17 protein-coding genes are annotated in these 20,778 nt (G+C 50.2%); 7 read left to right on the forward strand and 10 right to left on the reverse strand.

The window, feature by feature from the left end:
• Positions 1–278: 278 nt before the first annotated feature.
• A complete protein-coding gene (locus tag KIH39_RS15615) occupies positions 279–3,302 on the forward strand; it encodes a hypothetical protein (protein ID WP_213494156.1) in 3,024 nt (1,007 codons plus the stop codon).
• Between the two features lie 548 nt (positions 3,303–3,850).
• Entirely contained in the window at positions 3,851–4,093 is a 243-nt protein-coding gene (locus KIH39_RS15620; RefSeq protein WP_213494157.1) for a DUF6444 domain-containing protein, read from the forward strand.
• 141 nt (positions 4,094–4,234) lie between these two features.
• Here KIH39_RS15620 and KIH39_RS26640 read toward each other — a convergent pair whose 3' ends face one another.
• A complete protein-coding gene (locus KIH39_RS26640; RefSeq protein ID WP_246539313.1) occupies positions 4,235–4,384 on the reverse strand; it encodes a hypothetical protein in 150 nt (49 codons plus the stop codon).
• Between the two features lie 43 nt (positions 4,385–4,427).
• Here KIH39_RS26640 and KIH39_RS27165 point away from each other — a divergent pair, with 43 nt between their 5' ends.
• From KIH39_RS27165 to KIH39_RS15640, 4 genes are all read left to right on the forward strand, one after another.
• Positions 4,428–4,835 (forward strand): IS66 family transposase, encoded by a 408-nt coding sequence (locus KIH39_RS27165; protein WP_390623711.1) that lies wholly within the window; start codon positions 4,428–4,430, stop codon positions 4,833–4,835.
• 27 nt (positions 4,836–4,862) lie between these two features.
• Positions 4,863–5,105 carry a transposase gene (locus tag KIH39_RS27170; RefSeq protein WP_213494159.1) on the forward strand — a complete coding sequence of 81 codons (243 nt, stop codon included), beginning with the start codon at positions 4,863–4,865 and terminating at the stop codon, positions 5,103–5,105.
• A 269-nt stretch (positions 5,106–5,374) separates the two neighbouring features.
• On the forward strand, positions 5,375–5,986 hold the full coding sequence (locus KIH39_RS15635; protein WP_213494160.1) for a hypothetical protein: 612 nt from the start codon (positions 5,375–5,377) through the stop codon (positions 5,984–5,986).
• A gap of 111 nt (positions 5,987–6,097) precedes the next feature.
• Positions 6,098–7,699: a DUF3854 domain-containing protein gene (locus tag KIH39_RS15640; protein WP_213494161.1), complete on the forward strand. Its 1,602-nt coding sequence runs from the start codon at positions 6,098–6,100 to the stop codon at positions 7,697–7,699.
• Here KIH39_RS15640 and KIH39_RS15645 read toward each other — a convergent pair.
• Entirely contained in the window at positions 7,625–8,137 is a 513-nt protein-coding gene (locus KIH39_RS15645; protein WP_213494162.1) for a transposase, read from the reverse strand. The genes KIH39_RS15640 and KIH39_RS15645 overlap by 75 nt on opposite strands.
• Complete coding sequence (locus tag KIH39_RS15650) at positions 8,134–8,940, reverse strand: transposase (protein WP_213494163.1); 807 nt, start codon at positions 8,938–8,940, stop codon at positions 8,134–8,136. Before KIH39_RS15650 ends, KIH39_RS15645 begins: the two co-directional genes overlap by 4 nt.
• 53 nt (positions 8,941–8,993) lie before the next feature.
• On the opposite strand from KIH39_RS15650, the gene KIH39_RS15655 reads away from it, so the two are divergent.
• A complete protein-coding gene (locus KIH39_RS15655; protein ID WP_213494164.1) occupies positions 8,994–10,277 on the forward strand; it encodes a hypothetical protein in 1,284 nt (427 codons plus the stop codon).
• A 400-nt stretch (positions 10,278–10,677) separates the two neighbouring features.
• Here the strand turns inward: KIH39_RS15655 and KIH39_RS15660 are convergent, their stop codons facing one another.
• From KIH39_RS15660 to KIH39_RS15690, 7 genes are all read right to left on the reverse strand, one after another.
• Positions 10,678–11,409, reverse strand: a complete 732-nt coding sequence (locus KIH39_RS15660) for a M48 family metallopeptidase (RefSeq protein WP_213494165.1) — start codon at positions 11,407–11,409, stop codon at positions 10,678–10,680.
• Positions 11,406–14,594, reverse strand: a complete 3,189-nt coding sequence (locus tag KIH39_RS15665; protein WP_213494166.1) for a type I restriction endonuclease subunit R — start codon at positions 14,592–14,594, stop codon at positions 11,406–11,408. Before KIH39_RS15665 ends, KIH39_RS15660 begins: the two co-directional genes overlap by 4 nt.
• 91 nt (positions 14,595–14,685) lie before the next feature.
• Positions 14,686–15,516: a hypothetical protein gene (locus tag KIH39_RS15670; protein WP_213494167.1), complete on the reverse strand. Its 831-nt coding sequence runs from the start codon at positions 15,514–15,516 to the stop codon at positions 14,686–14,688.
• A 29-nt stretch (positions 15,517–15,545) separates the two neighbouring features.
• Complete coding sequence (locus tag KIH39_RS15675) at positions 15,546–16,871, reverse strand: restriction endonuclease subunit S (protein ID WP_213494168.1); 1,326 nt, start codon at positions 16,869–16,871, stop codon at positions 15,546–15,548.
• Complete coding sequence (locus KIH39_RS15680; RefSeq protein ID WP_213494169.1) at positions 16,868–18,394, reverse strand: type I restriction-modification system subunit M; 1,527 nt, start codon at positions 18,392–18,394, stop codon at positions 16,868–16,870. Before KIH39_RS15680 ends, KIH39_RS15675 begins: the two co-directional genes overlap by 4 nt.
• Positions 18,395–18,461: 67 nt before the next feature.
• Positions 18,462–20,120 carry a hypothetical protein gene (locus KIH39_RS15685; RefSeq protein ID WP_213494170.1) on the reverse strand — a complete coding sequence of 553 codons (1,659 nt, stop codon included), beginning with the start codon at positions 20,118–20,120 and terminating at the stop codon, positions 18,462–18,464.
• Positions 20,117–20,713, reverse strand: coding sequence for a restriction endonuclease subunit S (locus tag KIH39_RS15690; protein WP_213494171.1), 597 nt, complete (start codon positions 20,711–20,713; stop codon positions 20,117–20,119). Before KIH39_RS15690 ends, KIH39_RS15685 begins: the two co-directional genes overlap by 4 nt.
• Between the last annotated feature and the right edge of the window lie 65 nt (positions 20,714–20,778).

Raw genomic sequence — 20,778 nt, forward strand, 5'->3', positions numbered from 1 at the left:
CTCTGGTTCCAAAAGCGTCCCAAATCTGAACTTTTGAATTCATTCTCTTGAATCTGCAAAAAGGATAGTTCGTTCAAATGAGACTCGCCCATAGAGCCAATTTGGTTGCTGGTTTGCTCTTCTTGATCTCGTTGATTTCTCGGCTTGGCTGGTTTCAGACTAGCCATTCACATGCGCCACCCGACCCAGAGAGTGCGATACTCTTTCCCGCCCTAATCCCTCCGACGGGATCAGAACGGTCCTATTATGAAGAGCTTTATCAACGCGATCCTAAGGCCATGGACTTCTATCTCCGTCTTACTCCGGCTGAGGTGCGGCGAGAAGCGTTGAATATTTTGGCCGAAAAAGAACTCCAGAAGCAACCCTGCGTCCGCTTCGAACTCCTTAAGATTATTGCTCATCAATCGGCGACAACAGCCCCAGAAAAAGCCCGCTTTCTGATCGCTCAAACCGCTTATCTGAAAACTCTCGAGAATGCTCCCGAGCGACAGAAAATCTATCTCAAGTCCTTGAGCGAAGATCCTCAGGCGGTCCGCAGCGGTTTCACCGCCTGGGACCAGTCAATTCGCACCGTCCTTGCGGATCCAGATCTTTGGTCCTTTTACCAACAAGAGAAACGCACTCAACCCCACCCCTTCTGGCTGGATGAAACGTTACTAGCGATTGTCCAAGTGAAGAAAGATGGTCAGGATCTCGTCCATAGTCCGGAATTAATACGTGAGATCGTTAGCACTGCCCGGCAGCATGGTCCAATAGCTCGTCAAATTGTCCGGGATCTCAACCTGGGTGCGGAGGGGATGCTCCTGCTGCTACAGTATGGTCCCCTGATTGAGAGAGCGGTTCACGAGCAACTGGATCTTCAAGAAGTGCTCGAAATCCTCTATGCCAATCCCGGCGAATTCGATCAGGGGGAACCATCGGAGTTGGCCCTGCAATTGAAAGAGATCTATTCGAAGAAACCGGTTGTTTGGCGGGCGGCACGCTGCTTTCCCTTATGCTGGAAACTTAACCGAGAGTATCCGATGGAGGCTTCGCGACTGTTGGAACAATTTGCGATCGATGATATTGCGAGCTTTCTCTATCTATACTACCCGGACCAAATGCCGGAAGCTATCGCCGCACTGCGATCGACGGGCGATGCGGCCTGGGGTACTCTGAAATACTTCGCCGAACTCAAGAGCGATAATCGGGAAATATTTAAGGAGATCCTGAAAAAACAAGGTTGGCGAGTCGTTCCCTACCTGTTGAAAAACGGCGAATCCGGATTACAGCGTCTAAGAGAAAACCCCGACGATACCCGATGGCTGGATAAAGATTTCGATTCCGAAGGAAACATCGTCAATCAGGGATGGGCAGCGGAACTCCCCATCATTTCCGGTCCGTTTCTAGCTCTGCGACATGGAATCAACGGCACTCTCGACTGGGATGAAGCCGGCTGGGCGGCCTTAGATTTGTCCGAAGCGGCGGCCTTGGTTGGAACCTCGGGAGTTTCACTAATCTGGTCGGGGGCAAAGAATTCTGCCAAGATTGGTGCGAAGCAAGTACTGAAACGTGTTCAATCTCAGCAAGCTCGGGAATTTCTATTGAAAGAAGCTCGGTCAATGGCTTCTAAGCCCTCGATCAGTCGCTCCGCTCAACGCCAAACCTTCCGCGAAAAGGCTCTACCTTCGTTGTTCTCTAGATCCTCGACCCAGGCGACTTTCCAGAAGTATGTGATTTCGCGGGGTTCCCGTCTAGTCTCTCAAAATAACCGGAATTCACTTCAGAAAAGTTTCGAAAAAATCAAAGCATCAGTTCGCAAAATCGATGAGAAAATTTCGCAACTCAAGGATCCAAATAAAAATAGGGGAGCCTTCGGTCCCAATGATCCGACCTTCCAGGAAAATTTACCCCACAACTTACCCCACAACGAACAATTTGTTAGCTACCTGAAGAATCCTGATAGCCTCTCAGTTCTTCAAGATCAGCTTTTCGAAGTCGCTCTTCTCAGTCGCTGGGATTCCGATTTAGAGCATATCCAGCAAGAACAAGACTCAACCGATTGCTTGGATTTAGACTCAAAGAAACTGGCTGAGGAGATGGCTTCTTTCTGGAGGCCGTCTCCTGCGTCGACAACTTCCCGGCCGGCTTCGAAAGTATTCCTCCGGATTGCTGCCGGAGCAAGTCTCATCGCACTGGTAGTGTTATTGGTGACAGGGAAGAATAGATTCCGTCGCTCGAAGATATCTTGGTTGGTAGGGATCGGGAATTTAGTTATCCTGGGTTTCTGCCTCTTGGAGTATTGGAACCCGCATTTGCGGTCGGTAACTGCTACAGAACAGGCTTTAGCCCGGTTGAGCGATGACCAGGTGTGCTGGGAGCAGCGACTTTCGGAGGTCTTGGATACACCCGATGAGGCGTTACAACAGGAACGCAATCGATTGGTGAATTCTCTACTGGAGGACTTTCACAAACAACTTACAGAAGGATCTGGTCTCACCGATCTCAAAAATAAAGAAGAGTCGCTCCGTGTTCTCAAACCCTTTTTCCCACTACACGCCCGCGTTCAATTGGAGGACTTGATAGTCCAAGCCAGTCAAAAACGAGAGGAGAAGGATCTCCAGAAGGTAAAGGTGGAGTTCGATTCCAGACTAGCTCCCTTTAAGGAGTCGGCCCAAAGATTCCTTAAGGAACACCCCAATTCCTCATCCAAAGCCCAGGTGCTCGGCTGGATCAACGAGAGGATTGGCAAAGATATCCGCGAGCTCAAACTTAAGATCCAGCAGATTGATAGCAGTACCCCCACTGGAATAGCAGAACGGCTCTCAGAACTTTCCAAACTCCGAGATCAATTAAGTCCTCAGGATCCGGAACGAGCCAGGATCGCCGCTGCGATAAAAGTGGCTCATCGCCTAGCAACCGAAGAAGAATTCACGATCGTGCTCCACAATTCCGGAGAATTTAGGGTAGCTGAATTCCATCGGGTCGTGGTTTACAGCGGCGACGATATCGTTTTTGATCAAAAAGGTTCTCATCGCGTTCAAATTCAGGATTGGCAGGAAGAGTTCAAGCTCAGGTGGCAGTACGATAAGCCGATCCGAATTCAAATACGTTTGGGGAGTACGGTAATCTTCTCTACTTCCTTTTGCGCCGAGAAGACGGAATCGGGTGGTTTGTCCATTCTGGCCCTCAATGGCAAGCGGGAACTTGAATCCAAGTCTCATCGATTTACCGGGACACCCTACGTCACTTTCGAAATAAAAGATTTCACGGCCGAAGAAGAGCAGGCGTTTCGAACGTATATCCTCAGTAATGAATGGTGATGGATAGGGCCGGAGGTGAGCTCGAAATCGGGGTATTGGAATGCTCCCTCTTTAACTGAGAATCGCTTTCGAAGTGAGTTCAAGCCCCTGGCAAAATTTGGCCCAAGTTACTGAGAGAACTGGATCGAGAATAGATATGGAACAAGTCAGGATCGAGGTTCTTTCAAATTTGAGTTCTGATTCCGTCTAATGGCCAGATTACGAATGTTGCTCCTGTCACGTTTGAGGATTTCAGAACAGTTGTTTGGCTAGGCTGCTTATGACAATCACCTGTAGATTATAATGACCCGCACCAAATTTAAGTGCCGAAATCGCCAAAAAACGCTGATAATCTCTGCTTTTCCGTCTCATCGACGACTTCGAAGCTAACTGGGAATAAAAACTCGCAATTCCATCAATTCTGCTGATTCAAAGCTTTATCCGTGCAAATACCGTGCGGTCTAACTGCTGTTTGGACTTCGAGATTGATTTGGTTAAATCTTGGCCATTCTGTGTTCGCAAATCGAACTCGTTTATCGAGAATCGGCCTATTCGATTAGCATGCGGCCATGGATTCGAGCGAGGAAGTTCCCGAATGTCCCGGTGGCCGCAAACGTGACGCGATCAACGCGGATTTACTTCATCGCGTCACGCCTTTGGAAGTGAAGCTTAACACTAATTCTCGCAATTTTTCCAATCCTCTTTCGGCCAATTCACTGGACGCTCCGCCGCCGGTAGTCAAGCAGAAATCGAAGCGTCGACACGGCGGTCAACAGGGTCATGCCTCATTTGAAACAGCTATTGCCTTCTGATCGAACCACACGCGTCGAACGGATTGTTCCCGATTTGTGTGGCTGTTGCGGCGTAACGACGCAGGCGAGTAGTCCTCAGTCCCTTCGACAGCACAGCATCAGTCCTTGGTTTACGGCGACTTTATCGTATTTGAGCGGCTGTTAGTGAGTCAGCAAACGCTGCGTCGGAGAAATCGCCGAGGCGATCTTCGGCGTGCCGATTGCCTTGGGTACAGTGTCGAACCTGGAGCGGGAAGCAGCGTCGCGTTCGAGCCAGCTCATACCGAGGCGGTTCAGTCGATCTGAACTCATCCGTGAAATATGTCGACGAAACCAGCTGGAAGTTGGGGGCAAGCTGTGTTGGCTCTGGGGAGCGGCAACGACCAATTTCGAAGCCTTTGTGATTCACGGTCAAAGTGGCGTGGCGGGTTTGACGACGCTCCTGGGGAAAAACATTCGAGGGATTCTTCACATTGATCGCTGGCATGCGTATCGGCAAGTGCCCGAAGAGCGCCGACAATTGTGTTGGGCTCATCTAAAACGGGACTTTCGAAAAATTGTCGAAGGCGGCGGGCCCAGTGAGTTCGTGGGACGCCGCGGCCTTCGCTTGGTCCGGGAGTTGTTCGTGGCCTGGCAGGCCTTCCGAGCCGGCACGATTGACCGCGCGTGTCTTCGCGCTTTGATTGCGCCTTTGGAACGTTGTCTGAATAAAACCTTGTTACAAGGAGCATTGGCGGGTGAGGAACGCATCGCGAAATTCTAAGAAAATCTCATCGCCTTGGAACCGGCGGTGTGGACCTTCGCCAAGACCGAAGGAGTCGAACCGACGAACAATCATATGGAACGATTGGTGCGGCTCGCGGTACTTTGCCGTCGTCGCAGTTTCGGCAGCAATAGCGAGATAGGTTGCCGATTCGTCGAACGAATTCTCTCCGTTGTACAAACCTGTCGACTCAGTCGCAAAAAAGTGGTCGACTATCTTACCGCTAATACAGCCAAGCGAACCCAACCCAGATTACACATCGCCTGTTGAACCGCTAACAAAATTCCATCTTTAACGAATTTTCTAGAGTAAGCAAATGTTGTGCCAGACTCTATAAAAATCGAACGAAAAAACAAAAAATGATTGCCATTTTAGAGTCGTCAAGAGGTAAGCGGATTTTTTTGGGAAAAGATATAGCCGCGTGGGCAGCCACTTTTCGGGATTCGAGGCGAACGAAAGTCTTATCAAAACGAGCGAAAAAAAAAAGAGCGGTGATAGACTTTAGTTAGTTCATGAAACTCAAATTTTAAGGAGAAGCAATGTCGGCAGAAAAATTATTGAAAGCACCTCTTGACCTACACGCTACCGCTTTAAATTTACAAAAAGCCTTGGCGTCTGCAGGATACTTTGACGAATCACTTATTGAGAGCGAGCCAGAGCCTATCAAGAGAGGACATCCGGTTTACGTTGCATGGGAGGAATTCACAGACAATTTCCAAACCGGAATGATTCCTTCGGAAATCAGAATTGCGTTCTATAGACTTCGACGTCTAACACTCTTCAAGAGTTCAGAAGCTTTAGAGGCGGCCGAGTCGCTGAATCTGCTTTTGGCAAGATATACTTGCAAGGTATTGTGCCCCGAATTAGACGGGCCGATCGAACCTTGTGGCTTGAGATATCTGGGAATTGTATACGACAAAATTCAACCTACTGCAGACAAGCTTTTGAAACTGACTTGGAGCAAAAATATGGTTTCTGCGAGTTCTTTAGTTGAGCACTTTTGGTCTATTGACTATGAAGGTGATTCGGATCCTTTTAACTTACTAAACCAGAAGATAACCGAAGTAAATAAAGTACTTCGGCGAGCTGGATACCCGTATCGATTGAGCAAGAAATCCGGTTACGTGGTCTGGAAAAGTTTGAAAGAATAAAGTGTTTTGACAACTTATCCAAAACCCTCAGTTGCTAAATCGAAAACATACATCTTTTCGAGCATTGAAGGATGTTTAAATCCAAAATTTAGCTGCTGAGGGACTCCAGTCATGTCGAACTATCTCTTGCCTCATCATCAAGCGAAACTCCAAAATTCAGGCTTGTCGCCAGAAGCCATTTCCGCTCGCGGGTATAAAACCCTCAGCACTAAAGTCGAGGTCGAGAGACTTTCCTTCTCTCGATCTCAAGCTACCGCGCCAGCTTTGCAGATACCGATTTGGAATGCGGAAGGTTTAAGAACAGTTAACCAAATTCGTCCAGACACACCACGAATAAATCGGGAAGGCAAATCTATCAAGTATGAATTGCCCCTTGAATCCAAAGTAGCTATTGATGTTCCCCCTTCTATCCGCGAAAAGGTATTGGATATAACCCAACCTCTTCTGGTTACGGAAGGGCCAATTAAAGCTGATGCAGCTGCTTCGAAAGGTTATGCAGCAGTCTCGGTTCTGGGTGTTTCAGGTTGGCGTGCCGATGATCCATTTTGGAAAATCGCACCCCTTAAAAATAGAACATGCTACATAATCTTCGATTCTGATATCTCGACGAACGAAAATGTGAAGAGAAGCGCCCTGCGCCTAGCAGAAAACTTCAGAAAGCACGGGGCAATACCGGAAATTGTGATACTACCACACTCCGCCCAAAAGACTAAGCAAGGCTTGGACGATTATCTTGCTTCTGGCAAAACTGACAAGGATTTGTTGGCTCTAGACCGAATGGAAATATCCGAAATTGCCGACTCGGAGCCTTTCAACGCCATGGCAAAATATAAATGCACAAAAAATGGCCTAGCTATGTTAAGCTCAAACAATAAAGAGCCTTCTTGGATTTTACTAACAAATTTTATTGCTCGCATTACAGCAGAAGCGGAGATCGACGATGGTAACAGTACCCGACTTGAGTTCGAAATCACTTGCGAGTTAGGGGGAGAAACGAAGTTGTGTAAAGTCCAGGCAGAGGAATATGAAAGAATGACCTGGGTAATGCCGCATTTGGGTGCCGGCGCGATTATTTTTGCTGGAGTTATGACACGCGATCATGCTCGAGCGGCAATCCAAGCAGTCTCGGATAAAATAGTGAAACGTAAAGTCATTGAGCATCTTGGATGGCGTAAATTTGGCATTGAATGGGTTTATTTCCATGCGGGAGGGATCATCCGGTCCAATCCAAAATCAAATGCCCAATCACATGATGGAAAATCGGACATAGAAAATTCCAACGAAAACCCGCAGAATGGTATTCCATGCCCGAATTGTCCGACAATTTCGACTGTCGATCCGCTACAGGACGTTGAGGTGAGAGTTCCTAAGGTGTTAAGTTCCTATCGGTTGCCAGAGAAACCAAAGAAAGAATCTCTAATAAGAGATATAGCTAAGCTGATTGAACTCTTAGAGGATACAATTCCCGCGCGCCTTTGGATGCCGCTGCTCTCTGCAGCGTTTCGAATAGCTATTGACCAGGTTGATTTCAGTATTCATCTTGTGGGGGTAACTAACTCCGGAAAAACGACACTCACCTCATTGTTTTGTCAATTTTTTGGCCCAGATCTTCATGCCCGGAATTTGGCTCTTCCGTTTCTAGGTGTAGCATCCAGAGAAATGCTTCTGTATCTGGTTGACGAAGCCGCGAATCTCCGCAATGGTCGGCCCTAATTTTTTCGCTGCCCAATTCACGTCCAGGAGTATTCTCGTCCAGAGCGTAGTTAGACTCTGAATTCCATAACTTCGGCGTAGCACTACCCGAATCTTGGTATTCAGACCCTCCACCGGGCCGCTGCTTTTGCGTTCCTCGAAGTAGGCTAAGATCCCCTCCCAGTTATTCTTGAGCATCGTGATGAACGGCTCCCAATCCATCTCGGTCTCGCGGGCCTGGACGATCCAATCTTCCAACAGTCGCGAGGCTTCGGCTCGGTTCGGGGCACTATCGAAGATTTTGGTCGCCTCCCAACGCAGATGGTAGATCGTTCCCAACGAAGGCACCTTCTCGAACAAATCCTCGAGGGCCTGGACCTGCTCCGGTTTCAAATCCTCGGGACGACGCCGGAAGTCGTGCATCTGAGAACGCAGCTTCTTGCGGGCTTCCCCGCTCAAACTTCGCTTGTAGGCTCGATAGTTTTTTTTCGCAGATCGTCCGCCACCTCACCCAATTTCTTGGCGACGTGAAAGCGATCTATTACCGACTGGCTGTTGGGTAAATGCACGCCGCAAGCCTTCAAATACGCCGCGCTCATGTCCGTATGATGCCAACGCACCGCCGACCGTTGCTGGGCCGACAAATGCTCCAAACACGCTCGCCCCGCTGCTTCGTCGCGACCCTTGGACAGAGCCAGAATCTCCGGACGCTCCCCATTCGTCAGGTCTGTGAGAATGGTCGCATATCCCTTATGCCCCTTACGCAGGCTGATCTCATCCAGACCCAAACGCTCGATCTTCCGCTGGGGATCGATCTGCTTCGCCTTGGCGTCCTCTATCCGGTTCTTGACGATTCGTTCCACCGTCTCCGCGGCGATCCCCAAACGCACCGCCACGTCTTCGGCTGTGCTCCCGATCAGACTGACCAGCACCTGCTCCTCGAAGCGAAACGTATATTTCACATCCCGACGCTTGAACGGCGGCAACAGCGATTGACGGTGACCGCACGACGGGCAGCGGTGATACACCTCCTGGTACACGAAAAAGCTCGGCTTACCCCACAAATCCAGATCGCGGATGCTCAGAAACTTGTTCTTCTCCACCAATTGAAGCCGAGACTCTCGCTGGCATGTCTCGCAACAAAGATTGTCGGGCAACTCCCAACTCACGTGAAAGGCGTGGCCCCCGTCGATGCGTTCGTATTCGCCAACGCTCACTCCGGCAGGGACGTCCATGTCTATGGCAATGGTAGTCGTCGTCATCGGCTCTTCCGTGAACCAGGAAAAGGGTACTCTCAATTGCAATCTATCCCAAAATGACCGATTCGCCGAGAGTTGCGCCTAAAAACGGAAGAGCCCGGAATTTGCCAGGTTCTTGGCTATCGACCTCCAATTCTCTCCTGTCGATGATGGCACTCGCTCGAAATGTCTTGCTCCCGATTGACGACTTTGTTGTAGCCGGCTCACAGTCGGATATAGACCGCGGAAATCGGGAAGCAGATCGTATTTTTCGTGCCCAGGGTAATCGTGCGGGGCGAGGTCGTTGCAACCGAGATGGAACTCCAAAAGAAACATTGGCACCTCAAGGACTGATACTGAGTACTGGTGAATCAAATCCTGAAGGCCACTCTTTACTATCTCGAATTCTTTTGCTTGAAGTATCGCCGGGAGATGTTATTCCGCCCGAGGATTCGGGAAAATTTGATGAATTAGTGCAGATGGGAGATAGTGGGTCGCTGGCTTCCATAATGTCAGGCTTCATCCACTTTTACACTTACCAACGGCCCATCGTTCTCGATTTGATAAAGAGTCTGAAATTGGAAGCTCGAAAGGCAGATTGGGGTTGCAATTGTTTACCCCGAACGGTGGACATCTTAGGCGAGTTAAATGGAGGATTTCATGCTTTCATTGCCTTCGCAAAGCGTGTGGGGGCAATTAGTGATTCAAAAACTAGCGAATTGGTCGAATTACTCCAAGAAACTCTTTGTGAGGTGGCAAGAGAGCAGAGTCTCGTTACCGAAGAAGCAGATCCAGTGGAGCAATTTCTTCAATATATCAGTAGTGCACTCATTGCAGGGCAATGCCACTTGCGGGATTTAGAAAACGAGAAACCAGCAGATTATGAAACAGTGCTTGGATGGCGAGTATTTCGGATTGATCACAAAACTCAAAAAGAGGATAATTCCTCCGAATCTAATCCAAATCCCAAAAAGGAACCCGTGAATGCCTTTTCAGAACAAAATTTCCAAGATCATTTTATAGCTCAAGGTGAGTGCATTGGCTGGATCGATGATGATGACATTTATCTTTCTATATCGCAAAGTTTAGAGGAAGCACAGCGATATGCAAAGAGCACAAGGCTCAAGCCCCTACCGCTTTCAGATAAGACGCTTGGAAAGCAAATGAAAGCGAAAGAACTTCTAAAAAATTCAGAAACTGATCGATGCACAACTCGAGTTTGTGTGGCTGGATCAATGACTCGAGTGCTCCATATTGAGAGACAAACTTTATTAGAGTATAAAACAGATAAAGCGAGTACAACGGAGGAATATGCATTTGAGCGAGAGAAACATGATTTTATGAAACTTTTAGGGGAATAGGCGGTTCTCATTTTAGACCGTTAATTTGATTCTGGAGCCCTATTCAATCCATCTTTTCTCATTTTCCAAGCAAAATGAGTTTTGTTGGGGCTCCAATTTCTCAATCATTGGTACAAGTCTCCGACGATCAATAGAGCAGAAATCCAAAAGGCGATAAAAATACTAATTTATTAACTATCGCTGATCTTATTATAGATTTAAGCCTTAAATGCTGTGCGAGAATCACCAAAACGGAAATGAATACCCAAAGAATGAGGCTGTTTCTTCCATTTTGGCAGCTGGTTTTAAGCTGCTTTCACCCTTGAATTGGAAACATACTCAAAATTCTTCGTTCAGATTCTTGGAACAGAAAACCTCAAAAGATCTGAGTAGATTGTGAACTGTCAGAAATGGAGTCACTTCAAATAATAATTCTCTCTAATCTTTTTTTTCTCAATTCCCAATCCGGCATGCACCGAGTTAAGAGGCGGTAGAAATCCTTGCCGTGGTTGTGGACCTTCAGGTGACACAACTCGTGGACGATCACGTAATCAACGCAGTGAACTGGGGCTTTCACGAGATCCAGGTTTAGGAGAATGTTTCCGGTCTTCGTGCAACTTCCCCAACGCTTGGTCATCTTGCGGACAGTCATGTTCGGCAGAGTGGGAAACCGAAGTGAGCCGGTGGACTCGATGCACTGCTGGAGGCGGTTGGAAAACACCCGTTCGGCATGGGATCGGTACCACCCCTCAAGCAATCCAGAGACGCTCTCGTTGTTTTCTTTGTCAGTACACTTCACCTGAAGGAACTGGCCAATAAGCTTCACCCCCTCTGGACCACCCGTCTGGACTTTCAGCCGGTACTGTCTTCCGAGATAGACGTGGGTCTCCCCACTTACAAAACGACGGCCTGGTTGTGGTGGCCGGTACTGCTCAAAGAACCTCCACTGACATACGATCCAACGAGACCGTTTGTCAACTTTGGCAAGCACGATGCCCAGATCCGACCCAAATGGAGCGACGACCTCAAGCCTCAACTCTGGATGAACCGTGATAGCCAGGTGTTTACGCTCTCGGAACTGAATCTGGAAGGGGATTTCCAGCCCTCCATATCGCAGGAGGTAGGATTCACCAGGCTGCCCGTTTTCGATCATCCCGGATACCTCCGCCTGGCGATATCCAGGCACTTCTCCAGGATCAGGTCGATGTCCTCGAAGGTCAGGGACAGCCCCGTTTCCTGCTTCAAATCATGAAGGTAATCCTCGATCTGGTTCTTTATCCTGTTCTGAACGTCCGCGTTGCTCGTCCAGCTAACGATCTTCTCTGCCTGGATGATCTTATCGATCCTGAGAGCCGCATCCGCCGAAAGCTCCCGACCCTCACCAGCATCGGCGGCATGCCGCCCCAGCGGTTCAAGAAGAACGCCATAGAACGCCTTAGCGACATCATGGTTCTGAAGCTTCGCTGGCAGGGAATCCCCGCTCCGGTTGCGGATGGAGTCCGCGATCTCCATGACCTTGTTGAGGTAATCCCGGTCAGCCAGTCGTTTCTCCCGAAAAGCTCGGATGGCTTCTTCCAGCATCTCGGAGAACTTGCGGTAGAAGGCGGGATCCTCCTCCATCCTCTCGATAATGGTCTTCTTGGTGCGGTGGGCAATGGTGTCGGCCTTGGAGGCAGTTCCTTCCAGCTTCTCGATCTCCTTGAGGAACGCATCCTTGTCGAAGATGTTGATGAGGGTCGTCACCTTCTCGACAGCCCCAGTGGTGACGTGGGTGTCAATCAGCTTCTGAATCTTGGCCTCGTACTCCTTGAAGTCCACGACCTCGGCGTAACGTTTCTTGACGGCTACCCGAAGTTTCACGAAGAAGGTCAGATCAGCCTTGTACTTCTCCACCTTGGCTGACGGGGTATCCTCCATGAACCGAATCGAGGACAACGCCACGGCCAAATTTCGTGAGTAAGCAGACAGCCGCTCGTAGAACTGCTCCCGAACCTCCTGGTCCGTGAGCCGCTGTTCGTACTGCTCTTCGTCCTGCTTGTTCTTGATGCCCTTGAAAATGTCCCACAGGTCGGAGTGCCTCTGAGGGAGCTTCCGGACCTCCTCGGCCAAGTCGGTGATGGCATCTTCCAGGTCAGCCGCGTCGAAGTCTTCGAGCTTCCCGTACAGATCGAAGGCCTTGTTCAGGTTCTGAAGAACCCCGCGATAGTCGATGATATAGCCGAAGTCCTTGCCTTCATACAGACGATTGACGCGGGCAATCGCCTGGAGCAGCGTATGCTCCTTGAGTTGCCGGGTCAGATAGAGTACGGTGTTTCTGGGAGCGTCAAAACCAGTCAGCAGCTTATCAACGACGATGATGATTTCGGGGTGTTCCCCGTGCTTGAAGGAGTTGATGACGTTCTTGTTGTATTGCTCTTCGCTGCCATGCTTGGACATCATCTTTTTCCAGAAGCTAACTACGGCAGGCAGTTTTTCTTCGTCAACTTCTTCATTCCCCTCCCGGTCATCGGGACCGGAAATCAGCACTTCCGACGATACCAAATTGAATTCGTCGAGGTATTTCTTGTAAAGGAGTGCCGTGGATTTATCCTGGGTCACCAGTTGGGCCTTGTAAGGCGTTCCTTGCCAGTTGTCCCTGAAGTGGATGCCAATGTCGAAAGCAATCTCCTTCACCTTTTGCTCAGCCTTGTTCAACTGATCGGTGCTGGAGAACTTCTTCTTCAGGTCGGCCCTCTGCTCAACGGTCAGCTTGGCGGTCAACTGGTCGAACCATCGATCAATCGTCTTCCGATCTACTTGCTGTTCGACATCCCGCCCCTCATACAACAGCGGAACAACGGCTTTGTCTTCCACCGCCTGGCGAATCGTATAGGTGTCGATCAGTCCGCCGAACTTGTTGATGGTGTCCTTTTCCTTCCGCTTGACTGGGGTGCCAGTGAAACCGATGAAGCAGGCATTCGGGAGAGCCTTCCTCATTCGGGTGTGCATGGCCCCATACTGACCTCGATGGCTCTCATCCACAAGTACGAACACGTTTTCACTCTCGTTCCGAAGTTCGCACTTCAGCACTGCCGTCTCGAATTTGTCGATAATGGTGGTCACCACCCGACTCTTCGTTCCTTCCAGTAGCTTGGCCAAGTTCCTTCCGCTCTGGGCGCGATCTGGCTCCAGATCGCAATGCCGGAAGGTCTGATAGATCTGGTCATCCAAGTCCACTCGGTCTGTGACCAGAACGATCTTGTACTCTTGCAAATTCTCGCGAACAATGGCTTTAGCCAGCATAACCATGGTCAATGATTTACCGCTTCCCTGGGTATGCCAAACTACGCCGCCTTTTCTACGCCCTTCCTTATCCTTCTGCTGAATCCGTTTGAGAATCTTCTTGATGCAGAAGTATTGCTGGTATCGGGCGACCTTCTTTTCACCCGCATCGAACAACGTGTAGTTGAAAGTGATGTCCAGGAGTCGTTCGGGTCGGCATAGAGAAAACAAAGTTCGATCCTGGGGTGTGACTTCACGTTTCTTCTTCTCCAGATTCTCGAAGTAGGTTCGAACCATGGGATCTCGGGCAGAGAACAATCGATCCTTCTGCTTGGTGGTCAGAGGCTTATTCACAATCGGAGAAAGGATAGTATCAACTTCCTCTTTCCAGACCGACCAAAACTTGAGAGCCGTCCCGGTCGTCCCGTACTTAGCCTCATTTTTCGAGACTCCTAACAGAAGTTGGGAGTAAAGGAATAGTTTTGGGATCTCATCATCCCGCTGATTCCGCAATTGCTGGGAGATGGCTTCTCCTATGGGGTCCTTCAAATCGGGCCGCTTGCATTCAATTACTGCCAGAGGGATCCCATTCACGAAGAGGACTAAATCGGGTCGCCGAGGTTGGTGACTGGCCGTCCGCTCGACTTCAAACTCTTCCGTAACATGGAAGACGTTGTTGGTGAGGAAAGTTTCCGGTTTCCAATCAATAAAGAAAAGAGGGAAACTCTTGGTGTCTCCGTCGATGGTCTGCGACAGGCTTTTGCCCAAGATCAGTAGATCGTAAATCTTTTCATTGGTTCGCACCAGGCCGTCGAACAATACTTCCTTAATCGACTGAATAGCCGACTGGATATTTGCCTCGCTGAATTCATACTCGGCTCCTTTGAACCGAATCTTGTTCAACTTTCGGAGTTGGGGGATCAGCACGCCGTCGAGAATGACATTGGACAGTTTCCTGTCTCGAAATGAAATCGCTTCCTCGGGGGTCAGGTATTGCCAGCCCAGGTTCTGAAGTAGCTGAAGGGCAGGAATCTGGGAGATGTCGTCCTCCAGAAAAGAGGGAAGTTGATCGCTCATGAAGATCCCTCCAGCGAAATAGCTGCCAGTAGTCGCACAAACTGTGCGACATTCCCAAGCTTCAATGCTCGTCGATTGGCCATGTTCACGCCTATGCATCCAGATCAACCGTAAAGTGGGGCGGGATATTCAACGTTGATTGATTGATCGGCCCTTGGTAACCCCATGACCTGATGCGGGCAATGGAGTCATCCCTCTCAACGGTTGCAAGTCGAGGATCGAGGCTGACTTCCTCGAAAAGAGAGTTGGGGGCCACGTCACTCAGATAAAGTGCCCTGTTTGGATCAAAGCTGCCGTCGTTCGCCGCGTAGATGAGCCGAACCTCCTGCTCGTGACTGAAGGAATCCCGCTTAAAAAGCAGCGACTGAGCATGGCCTCGGCCCGTGCTATCAAGCACTAAGCTTGTTACCTGATCCTCGTCTTTCAGCATAGACTCAATGTCCTGCTGAGGCATGTAACGCACCCGGCCGATGAAGTAGCACAGGTCGCAGTACTGCTCGCTGTCCTTGAAGAATGCGGTAAAGAGCTTTCGAGGAGTGGTGCGGACCTTTACTCCCTCTTGCTTGTGAGGTAGGCCATTAAGCCACCGATTGACCTTGTAGACAGCTCGGTGGAACCACCGACTCGGCAACTCCGATGGAAACGAGTAGAGCTTCCACATTGCCTCAGAGTCTGGGCACAGCATCCAGCACTGGCCGTACATCTTCTCACGAAGGTCGCATAGGCCCACGATCTCCTTGGTGTTGATACTGGCCTTCGACTTAAGGAGGACGTTCTCAAATTTGTCCTCCCAACTCGCTGGCCTCACCAATGCCAATTTTCGTCCCTCCATAACCTGCCGAAATCGATCGACAGGGAAGATTCGATAGATCGGGACGTCGAGGTCCGGTAGGTCGAACACGTTCTTCGGATTGAAAGCCATAGGATGTCGCCTTTCAGCGTGTCACGCCTCTACTTTTGGTGGACCCGGACCTCGCCGGTTAGCAGCTTCTGCATGAGCCCCTTCTTCTGCTCCTTGAGGAGCCGACGTTGCCGAGCCAGCAACAGGATTTCACGGTCCATCGTGGAAAGACAATGAGCAATCGCCCTTTGCTCGCTCAGAGGTGGAAGATTCACAAGGTGTTTCAGCCACTGGTCCAGCCGGAAGATCATCTTTTCTAGTGCGACACCAACACTGGCGTGGAAGCAGGTTTGCTGGAAATATCGGGCGTGAGTCAGGTAGTTCAGAAACCCTGGGTCAAGCTGACTGCTCGGTTGGAGGCAGGCGTATTCGTTTGAGACGACCGCTCCATCCAAGGAAGCAGGCACCATTCCACAGGCACCGTGAATGATCTGGCGTTTTGAGATCAGGAAGTCGCCAGCTGCGACAAAGAACTGGGTCTTTGTCTTGATCTGCTCCCCACGGAGTTGCTCACGGGGCACTATTCCGCCTCGGTAGCGTTTGGCTGTTACCAACTGATAAACAACCTGGTCACTGAGTTCAGCCGGACGCTCGACGGCCTTGAACACTTGACGGAAGGAGTGCTGAGTCCAACCAGGGGGGCAAGTACTGACAGCCGGTATGCCCTCCTGAAAGCTCTTTCCCGTAATGCCAAACTCGACTTCAAGCGAGACGACGGAATCGTCTGGAGAGTCGCCAGGAAGCGGCCCAGGAGTTCTGTGATGGGTCCTAGAAGTTATCCGCTTCTTCCCTGTCAGGAGTTGTTGCATCAGCCCTTGTTTGAACCCAAGTTTAGCTGCAATGAGATCGGTGAGTTGACTGATGCACAGATCCCACATCGACAATACAGAGACAATTGCAACCTGTTCCTTCTTGCACTCTGGGAAATGAAGGACAAGTTCGTTAATCCGATCTGTACTCAGTCGTCCTGTTCCATGCCCGGCTTGGTCAACCATCGACAGAAGGGTCCGCTCTCGCGACTTGAGCAAGTAACCAAGGTATTCCCCAACGATCGCGTCAGAAAGAAGTGCCCGGACATCTTGATTAAATGATGCTTCCGAAGTGGTAATTCCAACAGGAACCTCTTTCAAAAGCGTCATTCCACGAACTAACATCAAAGGCGTCCCTTTCGGGACCTTTCGTGTTCCGTTCGAAGCCCCTTGCTCCGTGATCCGATCTTGCGATCCCTTTAGCAAGAATGACTTTAGATCCTTTGCCGAATACCAATCAAGTGAGCCATTCCAGTACGCTGGTGTCTCTCGTCTTGGAGTGCCTCCTGAGACCATCCGAACAACCTCGCCGAAAGAGTGGTCGATCCATCGTGATTTTGATGTCATGATGCATACCCTTTCAGGCCGAGGTCAGCTAAGTGCCGCCTCATCTCCGTCCGTGTCTTGCTAAGTTCGGCTTCCAGGCCTTCGATCTCAGTCTGTAAGGCTACGATGTCGATCACTTCTTCGGCTTCAGACGTGTCCACATACCGCGGGATGTTGAGATTGAACTCGCTCTCCTCAATCTCCGATCGTTTGGCTCGATGAGCGTACTTGGGGACACTCTTGAACTTCCGAACCGTAGCAACGATCTTCTCAATGTCCTCAGGCCGCAGCCGCGTTTGCTTCTTCTCATCTGCACAATCCCGGCTGGCATCGACGAAGAGCACGTCCGTGGTCTTCTTCCCTTTGTGGAAGATCAGGATCGCCGAAGGGATCCCCGTCCCGAAGAACAGGTTGGCCGGAAGTCCGATGACCGTTTCCAGGAAGTTCTCTTCAATCAGCTTCTGACGAATCAGCCCCTCAGACCCGCCCCGGAATAAGACCCCGTGTGGGACGATGACCCCGACCCGGCCATCGTCAGCCACGGCGATTTCGATCATGTGGGTAATGAAGGCGTAGTCCCCCTTGCTCTTGGGGGGTGTCCCACGCCAGAACCGCTTGTGGGGATCGTGGCTGGCAAAGTCGGCTCCCCACTTGTCCAGGGAGAAGGGAGGATTGGCCACCACCACGTTGAACTTCATCAGCTTGTCGTCTTCGATGAGCTTGGGGTTTGTGATCGTGTCACACCATTCGACCCGAGCACCATCCTGTTCATGCAGGAACATGTTCATCCTGCACAAAGCCCATGTGCTTCCGTTGGATTCCTGGCCGAAGAGGGAGAAGTTCTTGCTGGTCTTCCCGGTATCGTCATGAACTTCTTTGGAGACCTGGATCAACAGAGATCCCGAACCACAAGCTGGGTCGCAGATACGGTCCCCGGCTTTTGGTTGAACCAACTTGGCCAGCAAGATCGAAACTTCCTTCGGCGTATAGAACTCCCCGGCCTTCTTCCCGGCTCCGGCAGCGAACTGACCAATGAGGTACTCGTAAACGTCGCCGATGATATCCCGTTGTCCGATGCGGGAAGGACGCAGATCGAGCTTGGGATCGCTGAAGTCGTCCAGCAGGTGCTTGAGCCGACGGTTCCGTTCCTTGGTCTGCCCCAGGGCCGGCTCGGAGTTGAAGTCGATGTTGCGGAAGACGTTCTCAAGCTTGGACTTGTTCGCGTCTTCGATTTTTTCCAAAGCGATGTTTATGAGTTCCCCGATGTTGGGGGCATCCCGCTTGGAGTACAAGTAATCGAAGTCACACTCCTCCGGCAGCGTGAACCTTTCCCGGCTCAGGGCACGTTTGACCCGTTCGGCGTCCCCCTTGTACTTCTCCTCATACTCCCGCTTCTTGTCCTTCCACAAGTCGCTGAGGTACTTTAAGAACAACATCGTTAGGATGTAGTTCTTGTACTCGGACGGATCCACAGCTCCCCTGAATGTGTCGCATGCCTTCCAAACGATATTGTTGATTTCATCCTGGCTTATTGATTCGTTCATATATACCGGTCCCCACTAGTTAAGATTCAATTGATCTATTCCATGAGCTAGTCACCGATTCAAGTAATCAGGGCACCTGCTTTACACCCACGGCGTAAGGCCAGGCTCCCTTTGCATTGAAATCCTCCATTAATTCGGTCAGCGGAATACATGGATAGTCGGAGATGAAGTACGAAGCATACGTTGGGTGGAGAGTAACCAACGCACCTGCAACACGAGTCGGGTTAATCACTGGTTTTTCGTCTAAAAGACTGGACAGGCCTCTGCAAACAGCTACAAGATTGTTCCGAACCCACTCGACTTTTCTTTTTAGCTGATGAACGTATGGCTTTTTATCGGTGACAAAGCTGCTTATGTCGTCCCGAAAGTAGTTGGGCTCGAACCCACCATCGACCATCTTGTCTTCCAGGAGCGTAAGTAGCCCCTCGGCTGGAAAGAATCCCAAGTAGTCAATCTCGCCGATTTCCGAGGGAATAATCACACGGTCAGGACCTATGCCGATCCCACCTTTAAGCGAAGCCTTTCCCTGGGCACCTAGGGCTATCATGTTCCGGGCTACTTCGGCCTCGAACCAGTTCCCGCCTTTGTTCTGAAGTGTCGCGAATGCTTTGTTGATGCTGACACTTTTCCATTCACTCGGGCACCTCTGGAAGAGCGTACCTTTCATCAACTCTAAGAGGCACTCCCGAGCCATGCATCTGGACCAGACCAGATGAGGGCCAGTCTTATGCGGCATTTCAAAGAAACCACGGCGGAGGGCTCGATATTCCTGCTTCGGCTTATAGATGAGCCGGCCTTCCAGCTGAGCCTTTGTCAGTGAAAATCCTTTGATAAATCGCTCCACCAAGGTTCGTTTGACACCTGTCAACTGGACTACACCGTCGATCATCGATTCACGACGCACAAAGGGGACATTGAAGGATTTGGAATCGGGGACAATAACCTTATCAATCAGCTGTTGCAGAGCTTGAATACCCTGTTTGTAAGTAAAACCGAACTCTGATTTGAAAGTGGAGTCTAACTCCATGGCCTGGAAATCCAAGTCAAAGCGAAGTGGTTTGCGGGCCAAATATTTTGACTGTCGAGATGCGTTGTCATCAATACGGTGGGGGAATTCATTGTAACGCTCAAAATCTTTTACGGTGATCGAGAGATAATCCAGACCACCCTCGGGGTGGATTTTCAGGGTTGAATCATTTGGGTGCAGTCCATGCGTCTGATCGCTCAATATGTAGAGCTCAACAAGCATTTCTCCGCAGATTACGATCGTGTCGAGGTTGAGAAGCAATGCAGCTGGGTCTAGAGTTGGAGCCTCTGGTGGGGCTAAGCCTGCTACAACCTCAGCTAGGTGCTTCAAAGCACGACGAATGATCGGTCCGTGTCGTGCCCAATATTCCTGATCATCGGCGTTGAGGCTGCCTTTCTTCTGCTTCTCCAAAACTATGGCCGTGATGTCGTACTGTCCGAGAAGAAACTCCATAAGGTGGCGTGAAGATGTCTTTTGAATTTCGACTTTGAGCAAACGATAAAAGTGACCGAACTGGTATTGAAGAATCTCGTTGATTTTCTTTGAGTCGGAGTATGTACCAGAAGAATACCCCTCACGAAGGTATTTCACTGCCTCGTTTCGAGCCAGCTGCTCACTCTCCAAGCGGGGGCGAAAGATGGACACGCCCCCGATGCTCTTCACTTCCATTTTGTTCTCGGACAGAATTGGCGTCATCATAATTTGTCCCCTTGTATTTGCAACTGACCGGTCATCAGCTTCCGGGAAACCGCCTGAAGGAGCATTTCCCGTTTCGACTGGATCTCTGTGGTCAGTTCTCGTTCTCGATCAAACAAACGATGTAACTCGACAATCCGCCTCTGGACTGCCAACGGTGGCAGCCGAATAGTGATGTCCTGGAAGTCGGTCTTCGAGATCAGGGGAATGTGGCTCCCTCGAACAAACGGACGCATGGCTTCCTGAAACTCTGAATGATTGATGGACCAGGCCAAAAAGCTCGGGTCCACCACTTTCGACTTCGGATGCACGATGTAAAAGTACCCGGTGGCGATGGTATCCCGAACCGGATCGGTCACCTCGGCCGCAAACTTACGATGGCCACGAGACAGAAACAGCAAGTCTCCCTGGTTCACTTCGTAAGCTTCCGGTTTGTCAACTTTCACCGGCAACAGATCTGACACATGAATCCGGAGCCGGTCGTCCACATCCTTGATCTGGATTACCGATACGTTGGCCTGATCGCTGGCTGTGACCTTCCCGCGGAACTGATACCCAGTCCGGATGTCCGCAAGGTCTCGGAGTTTCTTCTTCATCAATCTACCCAACTAGCTAGAGTGAAAGCCCTTGGATCAACTCAGGCTAGCTGCTTTCTCAAACA

The organism is Telmatocola sphagniphila, from assembly GCF_018398935.1.
Classification (GTDB): domain Bacteria; phylum Planctomycetota; class Planctomycetia; order Gemmatales; family Gemmataceae; genus Telmatocola; species Telmatocola sphagniphila.